General features: G+C 63.8%; 18 protein-coding genes. 8 read left to right on the top strand and 10 right to left on the bottom strand.

The features are described from left to right. Positions 1-79: 79 nt before the first annotated feature. Both P3T24_RS04850 and P3T24_RS04845 read left to right on the top strand, forming a co-directional pair. Entirely contained in the window at positions 80-616 is a 537-nt protein-coding gene (locus P3T24_RS04850; RefSeq protein WP_429432835.1) for a tautomerase family protein, read from the top strand. Between the two features lie 87 nt (positions 617-703). After that, the gene (locus P3T24_RS04845; protein WP_429432833.1) at positions 704-964 is read left to right on the top strand and encodes a heme-binding protein; all 261 of its coding nucleotides are present in this window, start codon (positions 704-706) and stop codon (positions 962-964) included. 10 nt (positions 965-974) lie between these two features. On the opposite strand, the gene P3T24_RS04840 is transcribed toward P3T24_RS04845, so the two are convergent. Further along, positions 975-1,769 (bottom strand): hypothetical protein, encoded by a 795-nt coding sequence (locus P3T24_RS04840; RefSeq protein ID WP_429289004.1) that lies wholly within the window; start codon positions 1,767-1,769, stop codon positions 975-977. Between the two features lie 150 nt (positions 1,770-1,919). On the opposite strand from P3T24_RS04840, the gene P3T24_RS04835 reads away from it, so the two are divergent. Further along, the gene (locus P3T24_RS04835) at positions 1,920-4,523 is read left to right on the top strand and encodes an alpha/beta hydrolase family protein (protein WP_429432831.1); all 2,604 of its coding nucleotides are present in this window, start codon (positions 1,920-1,922) and stop codon (positions 4,521-4,523) included. Between the two features lie 92 nt (positions 4,524-4,615). Here P3T24_RS04835 and P3T24_RS04830 read toward each other — a convergent pair whose 3' ends face one another. The 3 genes from P3T24_RS04830 to P3T24_RS04820 are packed head-to-tail and all read right to left on the bottom strand — an operon-like array spanning position 4,616 to position 9,367. Then, positions 4,616-5,575: a dimethyl sulfoxide reductase anchor subunit family protein gene (locus P3T24_RS04830; protein ID WP_429432829.1), complete on the bottom strand. Its 960-nt coding sequence runs from the start codon at positions 5,573-5,575 to the stop codon at positions 4,616-4,618. Continuing rightward, positions 5,572-6,432 (bottom strand): 4Fe-4S dicluster domain-containing protein, encoded by an 861-nt coding sequence (locus P3T24_RS04825; protein WP_429410941.1) that lies wholly within the window; start codon positions 6,430-6,432, stop codon positions 5,572-5,574. The genes P3T24_RS04830 and P3T24_RS04825 overlap by 4 nt, the downstream gene beginning before the upstream one ends. A gap of 13 nt (positions 6,433-6,445) precedes the next feature. Next, a complete protein-coding gene (locus tag P3T24_RS04820) occupies positions 6,446-9,367 on the bottom strand; it encodes a molybdopterin oxidoreductase family protein (RefSeq protein ID WP_429432827.1) in 2,922 nt (973 codons plus the stop codon). Positions 9,368-9,582: 215 nt separating this feature from the next. Here P3T24_RS04820 and P3T24_RS04815 point away from each other — a divergent pair, with 215 nt between their 5' ends. Beyond that, positions 9,583-10,500: an NAD(P)-dependent oxidoreductase gene (locus tag P3T24_RS04815; protein WP_429410937.1), complete on the top strand. Its 918-nt coding sequence runs from the start codon at positions 9,583-9,585 to the stop codon at positions 10,498-10,500. A 158-nt stretch (positions 10,501-10,658) separates the two neighbouring features. Beyond that, positions 10,659-11,957: a tetratricopeptide repeat protein gene (locus tag P3T24_RS04810; RefSeq protein WP_429432825.1), complete on the top strand. Its 1,299-nt coding sequence runs from the start codon at positions 10,659-10,661 to the stop codon at positions 11,955-11,957. A gap of 37 nt (positions 11,958-11,994) precedes the next feature. Here the strand turns inward: P3T24_RS04810 and P3T24_RS04805 are convergent, their stop codons facing one another. Then, the gene (locus P3T24_RS04805) at positions 11,995-12,441 is read right to left on the bottom strand and encodes a hypothetical protein (RefSeq protein WP_074268482.1); all 447 of its coding nucleotides are present in this window, start codon (positions 12,439-12,441) and stop codon (positions 11,995-11,997) included. Between the two features lie 259 nt (positions 12,442-12,700). Between P3T24_RS04805 and P3T24_RS04800 the strand changes: the two genes are divergently transcribed. From P3T24_RS04800 to P3T24_RS04790, 3 genes are all read left to right on the top strand, one after another. After that, positions 12,701-13,258 carry a DUF6622 family protein gene (locus P3T24_RS04800; protein ID WP_429433247.1) on the top strand — a complete coding sequence of 186 codons (558 nt, stop codon included), beginning with the start codon at positions 12,701-12,703 and terminating at the stop codon, positions 13,256-13,258. A 148-nt stretch (positions 13,259-13,406) separates the two neighbouring features. Further along, complete coding sequence (locus P3T24_RS04795; RefSeq protein WP_429432823.1) at positions 13,407-14,507, top strand: sensor histidine kinase; 1,101 nt, start codon at positions 13,407-13,409, stop codon at positions 14,505-14,507. A gap of 41 nt (positions 14,508-14,548) precedes the next feature. After that, positions 14,549-15,415 (top strand): LytR/AlgR family response regulator transcription factor, encoded by an 867-nt coding sequence (locus tag P3T24_RS04790; RefSeq protein WP_429432821.1) that lies wholly within the window; start codon positions 14,549-14,551, stop codon positions 15,413-15,415. A gap of 69 nt (positions 15,416-15,484) precedes the next feature. Here P3T24_RS04790 and P3T24_RS04785 read toward each other — a convergent pair whose 3' ends face one another. From P3T24_RS04785 to P3T24_RS04765, 5 genes are all read right to left on the bottom strand, one after another. Further along, complete coding sequence (locus P3T24_RS04785) at positions 15,485-16,513, bottom strand: sulfonate ABC transporter substrate-binding protein (RefSeq protein WP_429432820.1); 1,029 nt, start codon at positions 16,511-16,513, stop codon at positions 15,485-15,487. Positions 16,514-16,707: 194 nt separating this feature from the next. Beyond that, positions 16,708-17,244, bottom strand: a complete 537-nt coding sequence (locus P3T24_RS04780; protein WP_429432818.1) for a carboxymuconolactone decarboxylase family protein — start codon at positions 17,242-17,244, stop codon at positions 16,708-16,710. Positions 17,245-17,398: 154 nt separating this feature from the next. Beyond that, complete coding sequence (locus tag P3T24_RS04775; RefSeq protein ID WP_429432816.1) at positions 17,399-18,526, bottom strand: hybrid sensor histidine kinase/response regulator; 1,128 nt, start codon at positions 18,524-18,526, stop codon at positions 17,399-17,401. A gap of 9 nt (positions 18,527-18,535) precedes the next feature. Then, entirely contained in the window at positions 18,536-19,168 is a 633-nt protein-coding gene (locus P3T24_RS04770; protein WP_429432814.1) for a chemotaxis protein CheB, read from the bottom strand. 48 nt (positions 19,169-19,216) lie between these two features. Then, complete coding sequence (locus P3T24_RS04765; RefSeq protein ID WP_429432812.1) at positions 19,217-20,071, bottom strand: CheR family methyltransferase; 855 nt, start codon at positions 20,069-20,071, stop codon at positions 19,217-19,219. Between the last annotated feature and the right edge of the window lie 6 nt (positions 20,072-20,077).

Below are 20,077 nucleotides of genomic sequence, written 5' to 3'. Positions count from 1 at the left end.
TCTTGATTAAATTACGATCCCAATATAATTTACTGGAGAAGCGCTGGCAACCGCCGGCGTGTTCTCTGAGGAGACTCATATGCCTTTGCTACGCATCACCCACCAACGCGGCGCGTTCACCACTGCGCAGAAAGCCCAGCTTGCCGAGGAACTCACTGCCGCCATCCTCGTGGCGGAAGTCGGCGCAGATATGCCCGCCGGCCGTGCGGTCGCCTATGTGCTGTTCGACGAGGTCGACGCGCGGACCTCGTGGTACGTCGGCGGCAAGCCCGATCTCGATCCGCCCAAAGGCGGCCGCTTTCTCTTCGACGTGGTGTATCCGCTCGGCGCTGCCCGGCAAGTGGACAAAACCGCCTTGCATGGACAGATCAACGCCATCGTTGCCCGCACTCTTGATGTCGACGGCACGTTTCCGCAGCGCGGCGGCGACTGGGTGCTGATCCATGAAGTGCCGGACGGCAACTGGGGGGCGAGCGGGCAGACGATCGGCATTCGAGAGATCAACGAGGTCGCGGGCGGGACGCCGGAGCGCGCCGAATACTTCGAGCCGTTCCTGGCCGCGCAGAGACGCATGCACGAAGCGCACGGCTATCCGGAGCAGGCTCAGCGTCCCTGATCGCCCGGAACGCAAATGTCCGTTAGCACATAGGCCGGTCCCACCATTCAAAGGTGCTTGTCAGTTCTCTAATTAGGATTACAGATCATGCAACTTTCGAATGAACGACCAGACGCAGACCGAGGTGCCCTTCGGCAGGTTGACGCAAGGCGACGTCATCACCACGCCAACGTAGGCGCAGGATCGACCCACCTCCTGTTCGTCCCGGGGAGTGTGTTGATCAAAAGCGGCAACGAGGTGCTCGGCGCAATCGGCGTGAGCGGGTCACCGCTCAGCACCGACGACGAACGTTGCGCCGCGGCGGGCATTGCGCAAATACAGACTGCGCTGTCGGGCGCATCGCAGTAGCGGTACCTGCCTACTCCGCCGCCATGGCTTCCGGTGCCTTGGCGGGCACCCGGCTTGCGCGTGTCAAACGCCGGGTGCCCCATTGCACGCACATCGCAAGCAAGGCCCCTTCAGCAAACGTAAGCAGCGGCGCCTGATGCGGCAGCATCCACACGAGGAACAGGCAGAACGCAGCGAAAGCGAAGCGTCCCAGCACCATCCCGCGCAGCAACGAAACGACAAAATCCGCGCCATGAGCGCGCTGCGACGATACCGACAGCACGATCCCCAGCAATGGAAACACCGCGAGCAGGCCGCTCCATGTGGGGCCGACGCGCGCCGACACAGACGTCACCAGTAGCGTGAGCGCCATCCCCGCCAGCATGCGACTCATGAGATCGGTGCGCGTCAGCGGCGCGCCGGCTGCAACGGCGGCGCTGCGCGGCAGAAACGACTGTCCGAACAGCGTGGCCGCCAGCGCAACGCCGAGCGCCCACATTGGCGAGGCGGGCAAATACGAGAGAGCAGAAGCCGCCGCCAGCCAGGTGAGGAGCCCCGCCGCTAACGCCCACGGCCAGGCACGCGAGCGGCAGGTCCATGCATAGGCAAAATTGAACGCTTCGGAAGCGAGGATGGCGGAGAGCGAGAGCGTGGCCGCATGCGCGCCGAATAACGGCCCGTGTGCAAGAACCAGCAGAAAGAGGATCGGGCCTGCTACGACCGGCAGTCCTGCCAGCCAACCCGCGATGGATGGCCCCCACCACTTGCCCGACATCGAGACGATTAACAGAAAAGCGGGGACCAGCGTGAGCTTGAGTGCAAGCATGACGGCATCGGACGGGTATAAAGCCGGATCTTACCAAACGCTTCCGCCAGGGCGCGCGCACGCGGGCCACATTCTCAGCCGCTGGGCATGCAATACTGCGCGTTCCCGTTTCATCGAACGACATCACCCCCGAAACCTGTTACGCAGACGATGCCCTATCCTTCCGTGATTTTCCGTCTCGCCACGGCCGCGCTGGCCGTGTCGGTTAGTGCCCAAAGCGCATTCGCGCAGCAGACCCCAGCAGCAACGATACCGGCCGCGGCACAGCCCGCCGTCTCCGGCTACAGCCAGCCCTCCAAAGCGATCCTCGACGTGATGCTGGCGCCGTCTCTGCCCATTCCGGTCGTGGCGCCGAGTACCGACCGGGCGCTGCTGGTTACCTATCAGGAATATCCGTCCATCGCGCGGGTGGCGACGCCGTACCTGCGTCTTGCAGGCGTGCGCGTCGAACCCGCGAACCGCAGCCGGCACGACACGCCGGGCGGCTACGGCATTCCGGCGTGCGCGACGCACTTCGACCTGGTTCAGTTCGCGGACAGCGTCGCGCGACCGGTCGCGCTGCCAGCAGGCGTCTGCGCGACCCGTCCGCACTGGAGCGTCGACGGCAAGCGCTTCGCGTTCGAAAACGTGACCGCGCATTCAGTCGATCTGTGGGTCGGCGACGGTGTCACGGGCGTGGTTCACCGCATTCCCGGCGTCCAGCTCAACCCGATGTTCGGCGACGAACTGAACTGGATGCCTGACCAGACAACCCTGCTTGTGAAGCTGGTGCCTGCGCACAGCGGGCCGGCGCCCACCGCTGCCGAAGCAGCGGAGAGCCCGAGCATCCAGGAATCCGACGGCCGGCGCGGCCAAAGCAGCACTTACGAGGCACGCGACACGCTGAACAGCGCCAGCGACGAAGCGCAGTTCGACTACTACGCAAGCTCGCAGCTTGCGCTCGTCGACGCCGGCACGGGCAAGGTCACGCCGCTTGGCGCGCCCGCGCTGTATGACGGCCTCGCGCCCGCGCCGGACGGACGTCATCTGCTGGTGACGACGATCCAGCGGCCCTATTCGCACGTGACGACCGCCGAACGCTTTCCGCACGATTACACGGTATGGGACATTTCGAATCGCGCGCACATCGCGACGCGTCTGATCACGTCGCGGCCCCTGGCGGACCGCGTTCCGGTTGCCGGTGTGCCGCTCGGGCCGCGCAGTTTTTCGTGGCGGCCGACCGAACCGGCCACGCTGATCTGGGCCGAAGCGCTCGACGGTGGCGACTGGAACGTCGACGTGCCGGAGCGCGACAAGGTGATGATGCTCAAGGCGCCGTTCGACGCAGCGCCGCGTGAAGTGACGCGGCTGCATCAACGCTATGCCGGCTTTGCGTGGACCTCGCAGCCGGATCTCGAACTGCTCTCCGAGTACGACCACAACCGCCATTGGCAACGGACCTTCATGGTCGACGTCGACGCACCGCAGGTGACGCAACATCCGCTGTGGGACATGTCGAGCGACGAGCTATACGCCGATCCCGGCACGCCGGTGACCAAACCGCTGCCGAACGGCTTCCGGGTGGTCCGGGTCGAGAACGGCGCAATCTTCCTCGACGGCGACGGCGCGTCGCCGGCCGGCAACCGGCCGTTCCTCGACCGGCTCGATCTCACGACGCTCAAGACCGAGCGTCTGTTCCGCAGCGACAAGGCAGCGCTCGAGCGGTTCGTCGCGTTCACCGGCGACGGTACCCAGTCGTTCCTGACGTGGCATCAGACGCCGAACGATCCGCCAAACCTGTTTGTCCGTACTCTCGGAACCCAGGTCGGCGATGCGCCGGAGGGCGAAGCGCGCTATGCATCGAGCTCGACCGCGCTCACGCACCTCGTCGATCCGACACCGGTCGTGCGCCAGATCAAGAAGCGTCTCGTCAGATATAAGCGTGCGGACGGGCTCGACCTGTCGTTCACGCTGTATACGCCGCCCGGCTATCAGGAGGGCACTCGCGTGCCGGCGATCCTGTACGCCTATCCGCTCGACTACGCCGACGCGGCAACGGCGGGCCAGGTCAGCGGCTCCGAACAGACCTTCACGCGGCTGAGGGACTACCGGTTGATGCTGCTCGCCGGCTACGCGATCATCGACAACGTGTCATTCCCCGTCATCGGCGACCCGAAGCGCGCTTACGACACCTACAACGAGCAGCTCGTCGCCGACGCCAAGGCTGCCGTCGATGAAGCGGTAAGGCTGGGTGTAGTCGATCCGGACCGCATCGGCGTCACCGGCCACAGTCACGGTGCGCTGATGACCGCCAATCTGCTCGCGCATTCCGATCTGTTCCGCGCAGGCGTGGCGACGAGCGGTTCGTACAACAAGACGTTGACGCCGTTCGGCTTCCAGAACGAGCGACGCTCGGTATGGCAGGCGCAGGATGTCTATCTGAAGGTGTCGCCGTTCTTCTACGCAGACAAGCTGAAGACGCCGCTCCTGATTGTGCATGGCGAGGACGATGCCAATCCGGGCACGACGCCGTTGCAAGCGACGCTGCTGTATGAGGCGCTGCGCGGCAACGGCGGCACGACACGGCTCGTGATGCTGCCGCACGAGCCACACTGGTACACGGCGCTGGAATCGAACGAGCAGCTCGCGTATGAGATGCAGCGCTGGTTCGATCGCTACGTGAAGAATGCACCGCCGCGTGCGGCTGCAGCACAGTCTGCCGCTCCGGCAGCGAATGCTTCGGGTGCGAAGGCGGGTGCAACGCGCGCTGAGTGAGGTGGGTTTTTGCCGTCTGCCTGCGATCAAGATCGCAAGCAGACGGTGGAAGACGACGCGGGTTTATTGGAAACCAACGCCTCCCGATACATTCAGGAAGCCTGACGATAATAAAGATTCTGCGGATGCCGTGCTTCCGCGAAGAAGAACCAGCGCTCTGCGACTAGCCCCGCATACTGCACCACGCACGCGGCACACAGCAGCCAGAGCGAATCCGCGATCGACGACACACTGCCGCCCAACGCGATTAGCACCACAGGCACGGCAAACGCCCCCACCAAAAAGGTCCATTTGATACGTTGCAGCGTCTGCGGCGTTTTCCCGTGAAAGAACTCGCGCAGATTAAACGCACCTGCCGTGAAGCCGCGCGACTTCTGTACGAGTGTCGGCGACTTGATGCCGGTCGCGCTTTGCACCGTTGATTTGGGTCGCAAGCGCGCATTGCGCATCAGTGCGGCGATGCGACTCGCACAGCCTGCTAGCGTCAGCACGGCCGCACATAGCGCAAGTCCACCGACCAGTGACGGCGCGAGCCAAGCAGCGCTGGCCGTAGCGAACGTAAAGCCCGACGCGCAGCCAAGCAGTACGAAGTTGACCATCGTCAGCGGCGTAGCCCATTCCTGCAGGAAACGCAGGCACGCGTAAATCATCGACGTGCACACGAACAGCACGGCGCTGGCGAGCACCCCGAGTGCACCGACTTCCAGCGACCACGGCGAGCCAAGCCAATGCGCAACACCGTAGGCAAACGCGCACGCGAGAAACACCGGCAGCGCCAGACACTCACGTGAAAGCCATGAAGTACGCCACATCGCGATAGCGCGCCATGCGCGCTCAGGATGACCGAGGTGGAAGAACGAAGCCAGCAATCCCAAGGCGCCAAGCACGACCACCAGCGCTGCACCGAGCACGAAGAACGTCTGGGGCGGCGCATCAGCGGCTGCGAGCATCCCAAGCCGCGCGGCCACTTCTACCCCGAACAGCGCAATCAGCAGACCTTGTCCGGCGCCGCTCAGCGTGGTCAGAAACACCACTGAAAATGCGGGCTTCATGCGCCTCTCCCAAGACTCAGAATGTTGAATACGCGGTCCAGCATGCCGGCGACAGGGCCGCGGCGTCCAGCGTGGAGTTGTCCCTGGAGAAGAGGCGCGCCGTCCTCAGCGGAACTGGCGCGCGCCGCAGCGGAAGAAACAGCAGGTGCGGCAGGAGCAGCAGACGCACTGCCTGCATCTTCAATCGCAGCCTCCGCCACCTCCCCTGACTTGCACGAACACGACTCCCCCCCACACCCCGTCGTCTTCTGACGCGGCAAATAATGGTTCGCAGGCTTCGTCTCCCACTCCGGCATCAGCTGATACCCGCCGCGCTCGCGAATCGCCTGCGACACGACCGATTCCGGATCGTGAATATCGCCAAACAGCCGTGCCGAAGTCGGACACGCCAGCACACAAGCCGGCTTGCGATCCCGCTCCGGCAGCGCCTCGTTATGGATACGATCCGCGCACAACGTGCACTTGGTCATCTCCTTGCGCTCTTCATCGAGCTCGCGCGCGCCGTAAGGACACGCCCACGCGCAATATTTGCAGCCGATGCATTTGTCGAAGTCCACCAGCACGAGCCCGTCTTCCTTGCGCTTATAGCTCGCGCCGGTCGGACAGACGGGCACGCACGGCGGGTCCTCGCAGTGCAGACACGATTTCGGAAAATGGATCGTATCGGTAAGCGGAAATTCACCGGCTTCATAGGTCTGCACGCGGTTGAAGAACGTGCCGGACGGATCGGCATCGTACGGGCGAAAGTCCGCCAGACTGCCGGCCTCCCCGGACGTGTTCCATTCCTTGCAGCTCGTCACGCACGCGTGACATCCCACGCAGACGTTCAGATCGATTACGAGCGCCATCTGGGTCATTGGATGCTCCTCGTCACTTTTGCTTGCTGGCGCCGCGCAGACGCGCAGCAAACTCGCCGCGGCCGGCGAAGTACGTTTGCACCAGACGATGCAACACGCCTGTAGATCCGGGCAGCTTCTCCATCGGCGCGAATTGCGGCAACGTGTGGTCCGCATCGGCCTCGGCCGGATACACGCGCACTCGCACATCGTACCAGGCGGCCTGCCCCGTGATCGGATCCGAGTTCGACATGCGCGCATCGCCTGACGTCGCGCCGGGCAACTCGTCGGTGATCAGGTGGTTGAGCAGGAAGCCGCGCTGCGATTCGTTGGCATCGGGCCCAAGGTTCCACGCCCCCGCTGCCTTGCCGATAGCGTTCCAGGTCCACACCGTACCCGGCTCCACTGCCTCGCTATAGCGCGCCATGCAACGCACCTTGCCCCATGGCGATTCCACGTAGATCCAGCCACCGTCTTCGATGCCGTTACCGCGCGCCATCAACGGATTCATAAACAGATAGTTCTCGCCGTGAATCTGCCGCAACCAGGCGTTCTGGGAATCCCACGAGTGATACATGGCCATCGGACGCTGGGTGACAGCAGCCAGCGGAAACTGAGCACGATCGGTGGCGGCGAGTTCGAGCGGTTCGTACCAGAACGGCAGCGGATCGAAGTAACGCTCGACGCGCGCGCGCAGATGATCGGGCGGCTGACGTCCCGCTCTCTTGCCCTGCGCGGCGAGGCGGAATTTTTGCATCACATCGGAGTACAACTGAATGAGGATAGGCGTGTCGAACTTGCGAAAGCCCTTCTCTACCGACCACTTCAGATACGGTCCATTGACGCCGCGCATGTATTGCAGCGTCTCGGGCAGCGTGTAGTGATACACGCAGTTGTGACTTGCGTACTGTTCCCATTGGTTCGGATTCGGCTCGCCCACCAGCGCCTGGTCGCCGTCCTTGCCGCGCCAGCCGATCAAAAAACCCACGCCCGAATCCGGCGAGGTCTGGAAGTTGACGACGAAGTCCGGGTAGTCGCGGAACTTGCGCGTACCCTCCTTCGTGGTGAACGCGGGCAGCTTCAGGCGGCTCCCCAGCTCGATCAGTACTTCCTGGAACGGCTTGCATTCACCGGTTGGCGGCACCACCGGCACGCGCACCGAATCGACCGGACCGTCGAACTCGGAGATCGGCCGGTCGAGCATGGACATCGCATCGTGGCGCTCCAGATAGGTGGTGTCGGGCAGGATCAGATCGGCGAACGCGGTCATCTCGGACTGGAACGCGTCGCACACCACCAGGAACGGGATCTTGTATTCGCCGTCGTCGCGTTTGTCGACCAGCATCTTGCGGACTTCGACCGTGTTCATCGACGAGTTCCATGCCATGTTGGCCATGAAAATCAGCAGCGTGTCGATCGGGTAAGGATCGCCGCGCCACGCGTTGGTGATCACGCTATGCATCAGCCCGTGCACGGCGAGCGGGTATTCCCATGAGAACGCCTTGTCGATGCGCACGGGTTCGCCGGCCTCATCGATGAACAGATCCTCGGGCGCAGCCGGCCAGCCGAGCGGGCCATTGGCGAGCGGCGTATTCGGCTGTACGGCGTCCGGGCTGTTGGGCGGCTTGGCGGACGGCGGCACCGCGCGCGGATACGGCGACTTGTGACGAAAACCGCCGGGCCGGTCGATCGTCCCCAGCAGGGACATCAGCACCGCCAGCGCACGGATCGACTGAAAGCCGTTTGAATGCGCCGCGAGACCACGCATTGCGTGAAAGGCGATCGGATTGCCCGTTATGGTGTCATGCGTCTCGCCCCAGGCGTCGGTCCACTGGATCGGCAGCGTGATCTTGTGATCGCGCGCGGTCTGCGCCATTTCTCGTGCAAGGCGGCGGATGACGCCGGCGGGAATGCCGGTGATCTCCGCAGCCCACTCCGGCGTGCTGTCCGCCACGCGCTCGCGCAGCAACGCGAATGACGGCGCAACCGGTGTGCCGTCTTCAAGCGTGTAATTGCCGTCAATGGCCGGCTCCGAACCCGGCGTGTGATGTTGCACCGCGCGTTGCGTCTTCAGATCCCACCAGAGATGGTTTTGCGGGAACAGCGGATTAGCCTCGGGCAGATTCGGATCGCGCACAAAGAGACCAAACGCATCGCCGTCGGCATTCATGTCGAGCAGCTCGGCCGCGTTGGTATAACGCGTGACGAACTCGCGATCGTACGAATCCGTGGCCAACAGTTCGTGGATCAGCGCCATGAACAGAGCGCCGTCCGTGCCGGGACGGATCGGCACCCACTCATCGGCAATCGCCGCGTAGCCGGTACGGATCGGATTGATGGCGATAAAGCGGCCACCGGCACGCTTGAACTTCGACAGCGCGATTTTCAGTGGATTCGAGTGGTGATCCTCGGCCGTGCCGATCATGAAAAACAGCTTCGCGCTGTCGAGGTCCGGGCCGCCGAACTCCCAGAACGAGCCGCCGATCGTGTAGATCATCCCGGCCGCCATATTGGCCGAGCAGAAGCCGCCGTGCGCCGCGTAGTTCGGCGTGCCGAACTGCCTGGCGAACAGGCCCGTAAGCGCCTGCATCTGGTCGCGGCCGGTAAAGAGCGCGAACTTCTTCGGATCAGTGGCGCGCAGATGGGCGAGGCGCTTTTCGAGCACGGCGAACGCCACCTCCCACGAGACTGGCTCGAACTGCGCGCTGCCGCGCTCGGCGCCCGCCTTGCGCATCAACGGCTGGGTCAGACGCGCAGGGGAATACTGCTTCATGATCCCCGACGAACCTTTCGCGCAGATCACCCCCTGGTTGAGCGGATGCTCAGGGTTGCCGTCGATATAGCGCACTTCGCCGTCGCGCAGATGCACGCGGATGCCGCAACGGCAGGCACACATGTAGCACGTCGTGGTTTTGACTTCGAGTGTTTCGTTTTGCGTGCGTGCGTGGTGTTCCATCGATCCCTCCGGGGACTACGTCAGCCTACCTGTGCATCGTAAGACCGTTGGATATAAAAGAAAAATCGCTATTTAATATCCAATGTATCGTGCGCTCCGATAGTTTCCGAGCGTCCCGCAGGCCGCGAGAACGCCGCTGCAGCGCGCCGGCATCGCTGCGATAATGGCTTTCCCAACCCACCCCCAACCCAGCCCCCACTTGAAGGAGCCGCGCAGTGAGTGATTCCGCCGCCTCGTCTTCCAGCGACGCCAAGCGTCGCGTCGCATTTCTTGGCCTCGGCGTCATGGGATATCCCATGGCCGGCCATCTGGCGAAAGCCGGACTCGATGTCACGGTCTATAACCGTACCTTTGCCAAAGCAGAGCAATGGGTCGCCGAACACGGCGGCCGCGCGGCCCGCACGCCGCGCGAAGCCGCCGACGGCGCCGACCTGGTGATGGCGTGCGTCGGCAACGACGACGACCTGCGCAGTGTCACGCTCGGCGATGACGGCGCGTTTGCCGGCATGAAGCGCGGCACGACTTTCGTCGACCATACGACCGCTTCGGCGAATGTGGCGCGGGAGTTATCCGCCGTCGCCACGAAACAGGGCCTGCAGTTTATCGATGCGCCCGTGTCGGGCGGCCAGGCCGGTGCCCAGAAAGGCACGCTGACCATCATGTGCGGTGGCGAGAAGGCCGCGTTCGAGCCGGCTGCCGTCACGCTCAAGCATTACGGTGCAGCGGTGACGCTGATCGGTCCCGTCGGCGCAGGTCAACTGGCGAAAATGGTCAATCAGATCTGCATTGCCGGCCTGGTGCAAGGTTTGTCCGAGGCAATCAATTTCGGCGAGTGCTCCGGTCTCGACATGCCGCTCGTGCTGGAAGTTATCGGCAAGGGTGCGGCAGCAAGCTGGCAGATGGACAACCGCGGCAAGACGATGATCGAAGGCAAGTTCGACTACGGCTTTGCGGTGGACTGGATGCGCAAGGATCTCGGCTTCTGCCTCGATGAGGCGAAACGCAACGGCGCCGCGTTGCCGGTCACGGCATTGGTCGACCAGTTCTACGGCGACGTGCAGGGTCTCGGCGGCAACCGTTTCGATACCTCGAGTCTGATTTGGCGCCTGCGGCAACTCAAGCGGGCTGACTAAGATAGCGTAATGCGGCTTGACGGCCGCGTCAGTTGCATTACGGGCTTCTCTTGCGCCACCATAACGGCTGGCGCAAGTGGCCAGCGCGCTGCGCAACACATTGAGCGGGCCATCTGAGAGACCATGCTCGTCAGGATCGGGCGCAACCCACCTCGCTTATGAACCAGCCTGCGCAAGAGGTTCCCAAGGTCGGCAACCAGCTTGTCGAGGCCGCGCTCGACGCCCAGCAGCAAGGCGACTTCGCAGGCGCCGAGCGTCTCTACCGCCAGGCGCTCGAAGCCGACCGCCATAACGGTATCGCCCACAACAACCTGGCGAACCTCCTCCGCACATCCGGACGTTTCACTGACGCAGTGGATCACTACCGGCACGCACTCGAAGCGATGCCGGATAGCGCGCCGATCCGCTCGAATCTGGCCGACACGCTGGAAACCCTGCAACGCTACGACGAAGCCGAGGCCGAACATCGCCGCGCGCTCGAACTGCAGCCCGATTACGCCGAAGCTCGCTACAACTATGCGCTTCTGCTGCTCGCCGCCGGCCGATATGCCGAAGGCTGGCCGTACTACGAAGCACGCTCAGAGGTCTTCCACGAGCACGGCGAATTGCCGTTTCCGCGCTGGCATGGCGAAGACCTGCAAGGCAAGACGTTGTTGCTGTTGCCCGAGCAAGGCTACGGGGACACCATCCAGTTCGTGCGCTACGCAAGCCTGCTGAAGACGCGCGGGCTGGCGAAGCTTTCGGTGATCTGCAAGCCAGCGCTTGCGCCGCTGCTACGCACGGTGCAGGGCATCGATGCGCTGATTTGCAACCCGCAAGGTCTGCACCTGCACGACTACTGGGATTCGCTGCTGAGCCTGCCCTGCCGCTTCGGCACGACGCTCGAGTCGATCCCTGTCCGGATTCCGTATGTCGGCGTCTTTGCCAACCGTCTCGAGTCGTGGCGTCAGCGTCTGCCGAACGACGGCGTCCGCATCGGACTCGTGTGGAAGGGCAACCCCGAGCATGAGAACGATGCGAACCGCTCCGTACCTCACTTCTCTGCGTTACAGCCGCTGTGGTCCGTGCCCGGCGTGCGCTTTGTCAGCCTGCAGGTGGGCGGCGCGGAGACCGAGGCGCGGGAATGCGCGGCACAACAGCCGGCCCTGTGTCTCGGCGACGAGATTCACGATTTCGGCGATACCGCCGCCATCATCGGACAACTCAATCTGGTGATCTGCGTCGATACCGCCATCGCCCATCTGGCGGGCGCGCTCGGCGTCGCGTGCTGGGTGATGCTGCCGCACCGGGGCATCGACTGGCGCTGGCAGCGCGCAGGTATGCGCTCGCCGTGGTATCCCAAGGACCTGTATCTGTTCCGTCAAGGCGAAGCGGGGTGGCGAGGCGTAATCGGCGACGTGCGCAACGCGCTGGCCGACATCCTGCGCGACGCGCCAGAACCGGACGCGGACCGCTAACGCCATCCGGGAACGGAACCCGTTTCGGCCCACCGCTTCAGTTCGTCTTGCACAGCACGGCTGTCATGATCAGCGGCATGACTTCATGCACCACCGCGTCGCTGCCGGCATCCTGCAGGTGGGTTTTGACCGACTCGCTGGACCCGAAGACGACCACCCCATACAGCGAGCCGGCCATCGCCTGGCCGCTGCCCTTGTGAAACAGCTCGTCGTTCTGATCGTAGCCGAGTACGGCGTAGACACGGAAACCGAACGCCGTCAGCTGGCTGCCGCGAGTCGGACGGAACGCGTTGACGGAGTTGGCCTCCACGTGCATCGGTTGCGCTTCGATGAACTGGTCGCTTTGCAGCGAAGTAATGAAGGCGTGCGCGTTCGAGCTGCAGTCCAGCTGCGCATCGAGCTCGTGCGCGGCCGAGGGGATCGCATAGAGTACTGCGCCAGCCGCAGCCAGCACCCCAAGCGCGTTGGGAAAGCACATTCTCATGGTGATGCAACCCCTATCCTGGCAGTATGCGGCGTGGGGAGCCAGTTCCCAACGTAGGGCCTTTGCTCCGCTCCTTCTGTACGGCACCCATCAATGCAGATTACGTAGGCTTTCAACGGCGCATCACGGCGCGCTGTCCTTGCCCGTTTGTACGCCTGGCCGGTTCCCCCCAGCCACTCGCGCCGTAACTGGAGCATTTCGCGCCGTCGTTGGTCATTTTGTCGCAAACCGCTCGAACGTGGCGGCCACCTGACCGAACATCCGTGTCATCGAATCCCTCGATATAGACACGGAGTCCGCCGCCATGTTCACTACCATCGTTCTAGAGACGCCTCACTGGGTCTGGGGCGTGCTTGCCGCCCTGATCGTCATGGGTTTCAAGCAGACCGTCCCGCGCCGCCGGTCGCTGCGCAGCGCCACCGCCTTGCCGCTGGTAATGGTGCTGCTGTCGCTCTATGGTGTTGCGTCAGCTTTTTCCAGCCAGCCGCTTGCGCTGCTGGCCTGGGCCACCGGGGTCGCCGCCACTCTGGCACTTTCACAGGGCTTGCGGGTGTGGAACGGGATTCGCTGGCTGGAGCCGGAGCGCAGCGTGCTGATGCCCGGCAGCTGGCTGCCGCTCGGACTGTTGCTGGGGCTGTTCCTGTTCAAGTATTCGGTTGGCTTCACGCTCGCGACCGACCATGCCCTTGCCGCCGACGCCGGTGTCGCCGGCTTCGTGGGCCTCGTGTATGGCGCGTTTAGCGGCGTCTTCCTCGCCCGCGCGCTCGAGGTCTGGCGCGCAGTTCGCCAGGCGTTGCCGCGCGACACGGTCTATTGAAGCATCCACCCACGCAATCGTCGACGCACGGACGATCTGGCGCACCCACGGACCAGCTACAATCCGCTGCTCGTGGCACCGCGCCAACGCGCGGGCCTCCAACCTGCTCGCCCTCTCGCGCGACGAGCAACTGAACCCGGACCGCCGCATGCCTACGTATCGTGTCGTTTTCGGATGGCTTTGGCGTGAGCTGAGAATCACCCTTCTCATCTCGCTGGCGGCCACATTCCTGTTCGGCCCGTTTTCGGACAGCGCGTTTGTCCCGGATCTTATCTACACCTTCACCGTCGCGCTATGCATTCAGGCGTTGATTGAAGCGGGCCGCTATGGTTTGTCGGCCAGCTTCATGCGTCGCGGCGCCGCGCGCCCGACCGGGGTGTCGCCCGAGAGCGCCGCCGCCCAGCGCCCCTGGCCGGGGTGGGGGCTGATGGTGCCGTGGATCGCAATGTCCGCCGTCGTGGGCTATCTCGGCGGCCACACGCTCGGCGATCTGCTGACCGGCACGCATCACGCGCCGCTTGGCTTCCTGCGCAATTTTCAGTCGCTGCTGCCGTCACTTTTGCCGACGTTTGCGCTTGCGATCGGTTGTACCTACTTTTTCTATGCGCGTGGCCGGCTTGCCGCCACCGAAGCGCAAGCAGAAGCCGCGCGGCGCACTGCCGTCGAAAATCAGCTCAGACTGCTGGTCTCGCAACTCGAGCCGCATATGCTGTTCAATACGCTGGCCAACCTGCGCGTGCTGATCGGCCAGGACCCGCAACGAGCGCAGGCCATGCTCGATCATCTGAACGGTTTTCTGCGCGCCACGCTCGATGCCTCGCGCTCGGATTCGCACGCGCTCTCCGCCGAGTTTGCGCGAATCGGCGATTACCTCGAGCTGATGCAGGTTCGCATGGGGCCGCGTCTCACAGGGAAGCTCGATCTGCCCGACGAGTTGAGCAGCCTGCCCGTGCCGCCGCTGCTGCTGCAACCGCTGGTCGAAAACGCGATCAAGCATGGGCTCGAGCCGAGCGTGGCCGGCGGCCGGATCGAAGTTGCGGCACGGCGCGACGGCCAGGAGTTGTTGCTGAGCGTGCGCGATACCGGCGTGGGTCTCGGCGCGGTGCCCACGCATGGCAGCCGCTTCGGCATGCAACAGGTGCGCGAAAGGCTGGCCGCGCTGTACGGCAGCGCGGCCTCCCTTGAATTGACCACGCCCGATGACGGCCTCGGCGGCGCGCTTGCTGTCGTGCGCATTCCGGTCACCTGAGCAGCGCGAACGGCCTGAGCTGACTGCGCGCCAACCTATCCATGTCCACTTCAACCATGATGAACGCCACCGCACTGATAGCTGAAGACGAACCTTTGCTGGCCGCCAACCTGCAAGCCGAGCTAGCCCGCTTGTGGCCCGAACTGCGTATCGTCGCGAGTGTCGGCGACGGTGCATCTGCGCTTGAGCAGGGTCTCGCGTTGCAGCCCGACCTGTTGTTCCTCGATATCCGCATGCCGGGGATGAGCGGGCTGGATGCCGCGCAGGCGCTGGCCGAGGATTGGCCCGATACGGGCCGTCCACTGCCGCTGCTGGTGTTCGTCACGGCGTACGACGAATATGCGCTGCGCGCCTTCGAACGCGCGGCGCTCGACTATGTCCTGAAGCCGGTGCAGACCGAGCGGCTGGCGAAGACCTGCGCGCGCCTGCAGGCAGCGTTGCAGGCACGTGAACAACCGCAGGCCGCGCAAGCGGGGCTCGCGCCGATGATCGATCAGTTGCGTGCGTTGTTCGGTGCCGCGGGGCAAGAGGTGCCGGGCGCGTCGGCTGCATCCGGTCTGGCAGCCGCAGCCACGGTTAGCGCACCGTTGCGCATGATCCAGGCAAGCGCCGGCAACACGATCACGATGGTCCCAGTGGGCGACGTGCTGTACTTCGAGGCAGCGGACAAATACGTCCGGGTCATCACGGCCGAGCGAGAGCACCTGATTCGCACCTCGCTGCGCGAGCTGCTGCAGCAACTGGATTCGCAGCAATTCTGGCAGATCCATCGCGGCACGGTAGTGCGTGCCGATGCGATTGCCAGCGCCTCGCGCGACGAGTCGGGCAAGCTCACGCTCAGCCTGCGCGACCATGCGGCAAAGCTAAGCGTGAGCCGGCTCTACGCCGACCAGTTCAAGGGTATGTAGCCCGGCGGCGGATGCCCGCCGCAGACGTTCATATTCGTTTGCAGCGAGGCAACGTCGCCTCGCTGCCATTCACCCAACCGTATTCCAGCGCGCATCCGCGACCGTCAGTTTCTTTGGAATCAGCTTGAGATCGGTGAACGTATCGGCAATCTGCTGCTGATACGCGAGCGTGGCATCGGTGATCGGTTGCACGCCGTAACCGGCGCGTCCCAACGCGACTTCGAGTGTGGCCGCGTCGAGACCCACCAGCGGCGACAACTGCGCCGCCACGGCCGGGATGTTATTGCGTCCCCACTCGTCGACCTGATTGAGTTCGTCGAGCAGCGCATGCAATACCTGGGGCTGCGCCTGGGCGAACTTGCGGGTGGCGACGTAATACTGGGTGTTGCGCACAATCCCGTCTCCGTTGGTCAGGACACGTGCGTTTGCCTGACGTTCGATAGCCGCGAGATAGGGATCCCAGATCACCCACGCGTCGACGCTGCGCTGGACAAATGCCGCACGCGCATCGGCGGGCGTCAGATAGACCGGCTGGATGTCGGTGTACGCCAGACCGGCGCGTTGCAACGCCTTGACCAGCAGAAAGTGAACATTCGAGCCACGGTTCAGCGCGACCTTTTTGCCACGCAGATCGGCCACCGTGCGGATCGGCGAATCCTGTTGCACTACCAATGCTTCGCCTTTGGGCGCAGGCGGTTCGTTGGCGATATAGACAAAGTCCACGCCTGCAGCCTGCGCAAAAATGGGCGGCGTTTCGCCGACCGTGCCGACGTCCACCGCACCCGCATTCAATCCTTCGAGCAGTTGCGGCCCGGCGGGAAATTCAAGCCATTGCACGCTCACGCCTTGCGGCGCGAGCTTCTTTTCGAGCGTGCCACGGGCCTTCAGGACGACGAAGTTGCCGTATTTCTGGAAGCCGATGCGCAGCGTCTTCGAGTTGCCCTCGGCCAGCGCGGCCTGACTCGACAGCAACACGCCTGCGCCACCGGCAAGAACGGCACCCGTCCCGGCTGCTAGCGCCGCGGCGGCTTTCAGAATCGAGCGGCGGCTCGAATCGACCGGCTGCGGGTTGCGGATAGAGTGTCCTGATGAAGCCATATGCGTCCTCTGGTGGTTCGTAGCGGCTCGTCCGGCCGCAAATGCGGCGGCGCTATCGCCGCGGCGCTCCCTAGCATAAGGACGCGCCGCCACGCAGCGAACCAATCATTACGCATATGCAAAGCATGGCGGGTGGAAAAGACGACAGGCGGCACATGCCGCCTGTCGTCCTGCTTTACGGCGCTGCCGGGAAATTACGGCGCTGCCGGGAAATCCAGCGTCGTGTCGTTCACCCGGTTCACGAGGTTGGTGAACGTGATGGACGTGATGGCGAGAATCACTTCGACCACCTGCTGTTCGCTGTAGCCGGCCGCGCGCACTGCATCGAGCTCATCTGCGGGAACCGTACCGTGCGTAGTTACGAGCGTCCGTACGAAGCGCACCAGCGCATCGCGCTTCGCGTCGCCGGTTTCGGCGCCTGCACGCACCTGCTTCATGGTGTCCTGCGACAGGCCGGCAAACTTGCCCATCAGCGTGTGAGCGGCGAGACAGTAATCACAGCCGGCCACTTCGCTGACAGCGAGCTTGATCACTTCGATATCGGACTTCGCCAGGCTGCTGCTCGCCAGCACGGCTTCCACACCGAGAATCGCGCCAAGCGCGGCGGCGCTGTGCGTGCCGATAGTCGCGTAAGCGTTAGGCACCTTGCCGGCGGCCTTCTTGATCTTCGCGAACACTTCAGCGGTGGCGCCAGTCGCTTCTTGAGGGTTGATGGTAGAAAGACGGGACATGATCGACTCCTTGAGGTCTGGGTTTATCTGCTAGCCATGTCGTATGGCATGGAAGTCAGTGTAGCCAGTCTCAGCGAGTTAATTAATGCCACAATCGAGCAATTTTATGCTCAAACGTCTCATCGAATCAGAGAGTTGCTTCGATGGTCCGGGTCTAATGCCCGCTCAACGATCCCCGCCCACGCGTGGTCGTGCGCGGCAGTTCGATGGAAAACACCGTTCCGCGCGCCTCATCCGACTTCATGCCGACCTCGCCGCCGTGCATCTGGACGATCTCCCGCACGATGTGCAGGCCAAGGCCCAGGCCTTCGCGCGGCCGCCCGCCGACGCCGCTCGAACCGAACGCCTTGAACAGATGCGGCACGACGTCCGCTGGTATCACGCCGCCGTTCGTGACGCTCAGCTTAATCGTCTCATCGTTGCTGGCGTCGACCTTGACGATAATGCTGCAGCCGGGCTCACCGTGATGTAGCGCGTTGTTGATCAGGTTGGAGATGGCTTGCCACATCAGATCGGTATCCCAACGGCCGGCCGAATTCCCCTCGCTCAGAAAAAAGATCCGGTCGGCGCCCTTGTGCGTGGCGAATTCGTCGATCACCGATTTGCACAGCGCCGCCAGCTCGGTCGAACGCGGTTGCAGTTGCAGCCGTCCGCCTTGCAGGCGCGCCAGGTTGAGCAGCTGATCCACCATGCGCGCCATGCGCAGCGAACTGCTCTTGATGCGCGTGGCGGTCGTGGTCACCTGCTCGCTCCCCCCCACGCGCATCAGATACTCCGCCGAAGCCAGCACCGCGCCGAGCGGCGTGCGCAGATCGTGGCCGAGCACCGCCATCAGCATTTCGTTGGCTTCGAGCATCTGACGCGTCGTCACCAGTTGCGCGGCGAGCTGGCGCTTCTGCTGTTCGAGCTGCACGAATACATCCACCTTCGATTGCAGGATGCGCGGGTCGAACGGCTTGTAGAGAAAGTCCACGGCGCCGGCTTCGTAGCCGCGAAACGTGCGCGAGGCGTCCTGCGCGGTTGCCGTCAGAAAGATGATCGGCACATGCGAGGTACGCGGGCTGCCGCGCATGAGCGCGGCCAGCTCGAAGCCATTCATGCCCGGCATGTTGACGTCGAGAATGGCCAGCGCCACTTCGTGTTTGAGCAGCAGGTCCAGTGCCGCCGTGCCGGAATCGGCCACCAGCAGGTTGATCTCCGGCCGGGTCAGCGACGCCTGAAGCGCCATGATGTTATGCGCGATGTCGTCGACGATCAGAATGTTGACAGTGGGATTCGTCATGGCATCGGGTCAGGATTCACGTTCAATAAAAGCGGGCAGCCGCGCAAGGCGACGCGCCATTGTAGAGGGAGTCAAAATTTCGTCTGCAACGCCGCGCTCGATCGCCGCGCGCGGCATTTCCGGCGATGAAGCCGTATCAGGCGCCTGAACCCAGGCGGCACCGCCTAACGCGCGCACCGTTGCAAGGCCGCGCACGCCGTCTTCGTTGGCGCCTGAGAGCAGCAGCGCAAGCAGCCGCTCGCGATACACCCAGGCGGCCGATTCGAACATCACGTCGATCGACGGCCGCGAGAAACGCACGGCCGCCTCCGTGGACAGCGCCACCGTGCGGTCGTCTTCAACCAGCATGTGATAGCCGGGCGGCGCCACGTAGACGCGGCTCGCGAGAATACGCTCGCCCGCGTCGGGTTCGAGCACCGGCAGCGTACTGCGATGGCTGAAGGTTTGCACAAGGTAACTGAGCGGATCGGCGGGAAGATGGACGACCACCATCACGGCAGCGGAGAAGTCGCCCGGCAACGCGGCCAGCAGGCCGTTCAGGACGTCGATGCCGCCCGCCGAGGCACCGATCGCCACCATCTCGAACGCGCGCGCGGGCGTCGAAGCGGCCTGGCGTTTCGCGATAGGAGGTCGTGCGCGCATAGGCAGTCGCATCAGGATCGGCTGAACGATGTTGGCATGGCGGCGGCGTCAGCGCTTCTGGTAGATACGCTCACGCTGACAAAACTCGTCAAACGCTTCGTGCTGACTCGAGAAACGCAGGCTTTCCTTGCTACCCAGACCAAGGAAGCCGCGCCGCACGAGGGCACGCTGAAACAACCCGAGCGCGCGGTCCTGCAGCGCTCGGTCGAAATAGATCATAACGTTGCGGCACGATACCAGATGGGCCTCAAGGAACACTTCGTCGGTCGACAGGCTGTGATCGGCGAACACCACCCGGTCTTTCAGGGCGCCGGCAAAGCGCGCGCCGCCGTAGGCCGCGTGGTAGTAGTCGGACAGCGAATGCTTGCCGCCCGCGGCCAGGTAGTTCTGCGTAAAGCCGGCAATCCGGTCGAGCGCGTAGATGCCCGACTCGGCGCGCGCCAGCGCGTCGGGGTTGATGTCGGTCGCGTAGAACAGCGTGCGCTCGGTTAATCCCTCTTCGTCGAACAGGATCTTCAGCGACCACAGTTCCTCGCCGGTGCTGCAGCCGGCCACCCATACCTTGACGGAAGGATAGGTCCGCAGGACCGGCATCACGTGCTGGCGCAGCGCCATGAAATACGCCGGATCGCGAAACATGTCGCTCACCTGCACCGTCAGGTACTGGAACAGGCGCGCGAACTCGGCGCCGTTGCGCATGATGCGGTCCTGCAACTGCGAGAGCGTGGTGAGACCGAACTCGTCCAGCGCCTGGGTCAGCCGGCGGCGCAGCGACGACATCGCGTAATGGCGAAAGTCGTGCTGGTACTTCAGATAGATCGCCTCCAGCAGCAGCCTCAGTTCGATATCGAAATCGCTGATGCGCGGCGGCCGGACCTCGGGCGCGGACGGGTTGCTTTTCATCGTACG

It is taken from the genome of Paraburkholderia sp. GAS33 (assembly GCF_050436645.1).
In the GTDB taxonomy this organism is placed as follows: Bacteria; Pseudomonadota; Gammaproteobacteria; order Burkholderiales; family Burkholderiaceae; genus Paraburkholderia; species Paraburkholderia phenazinium_B.
This window is presented reverse-complemented; position numbering and strand designations above follow the sequence as displayed.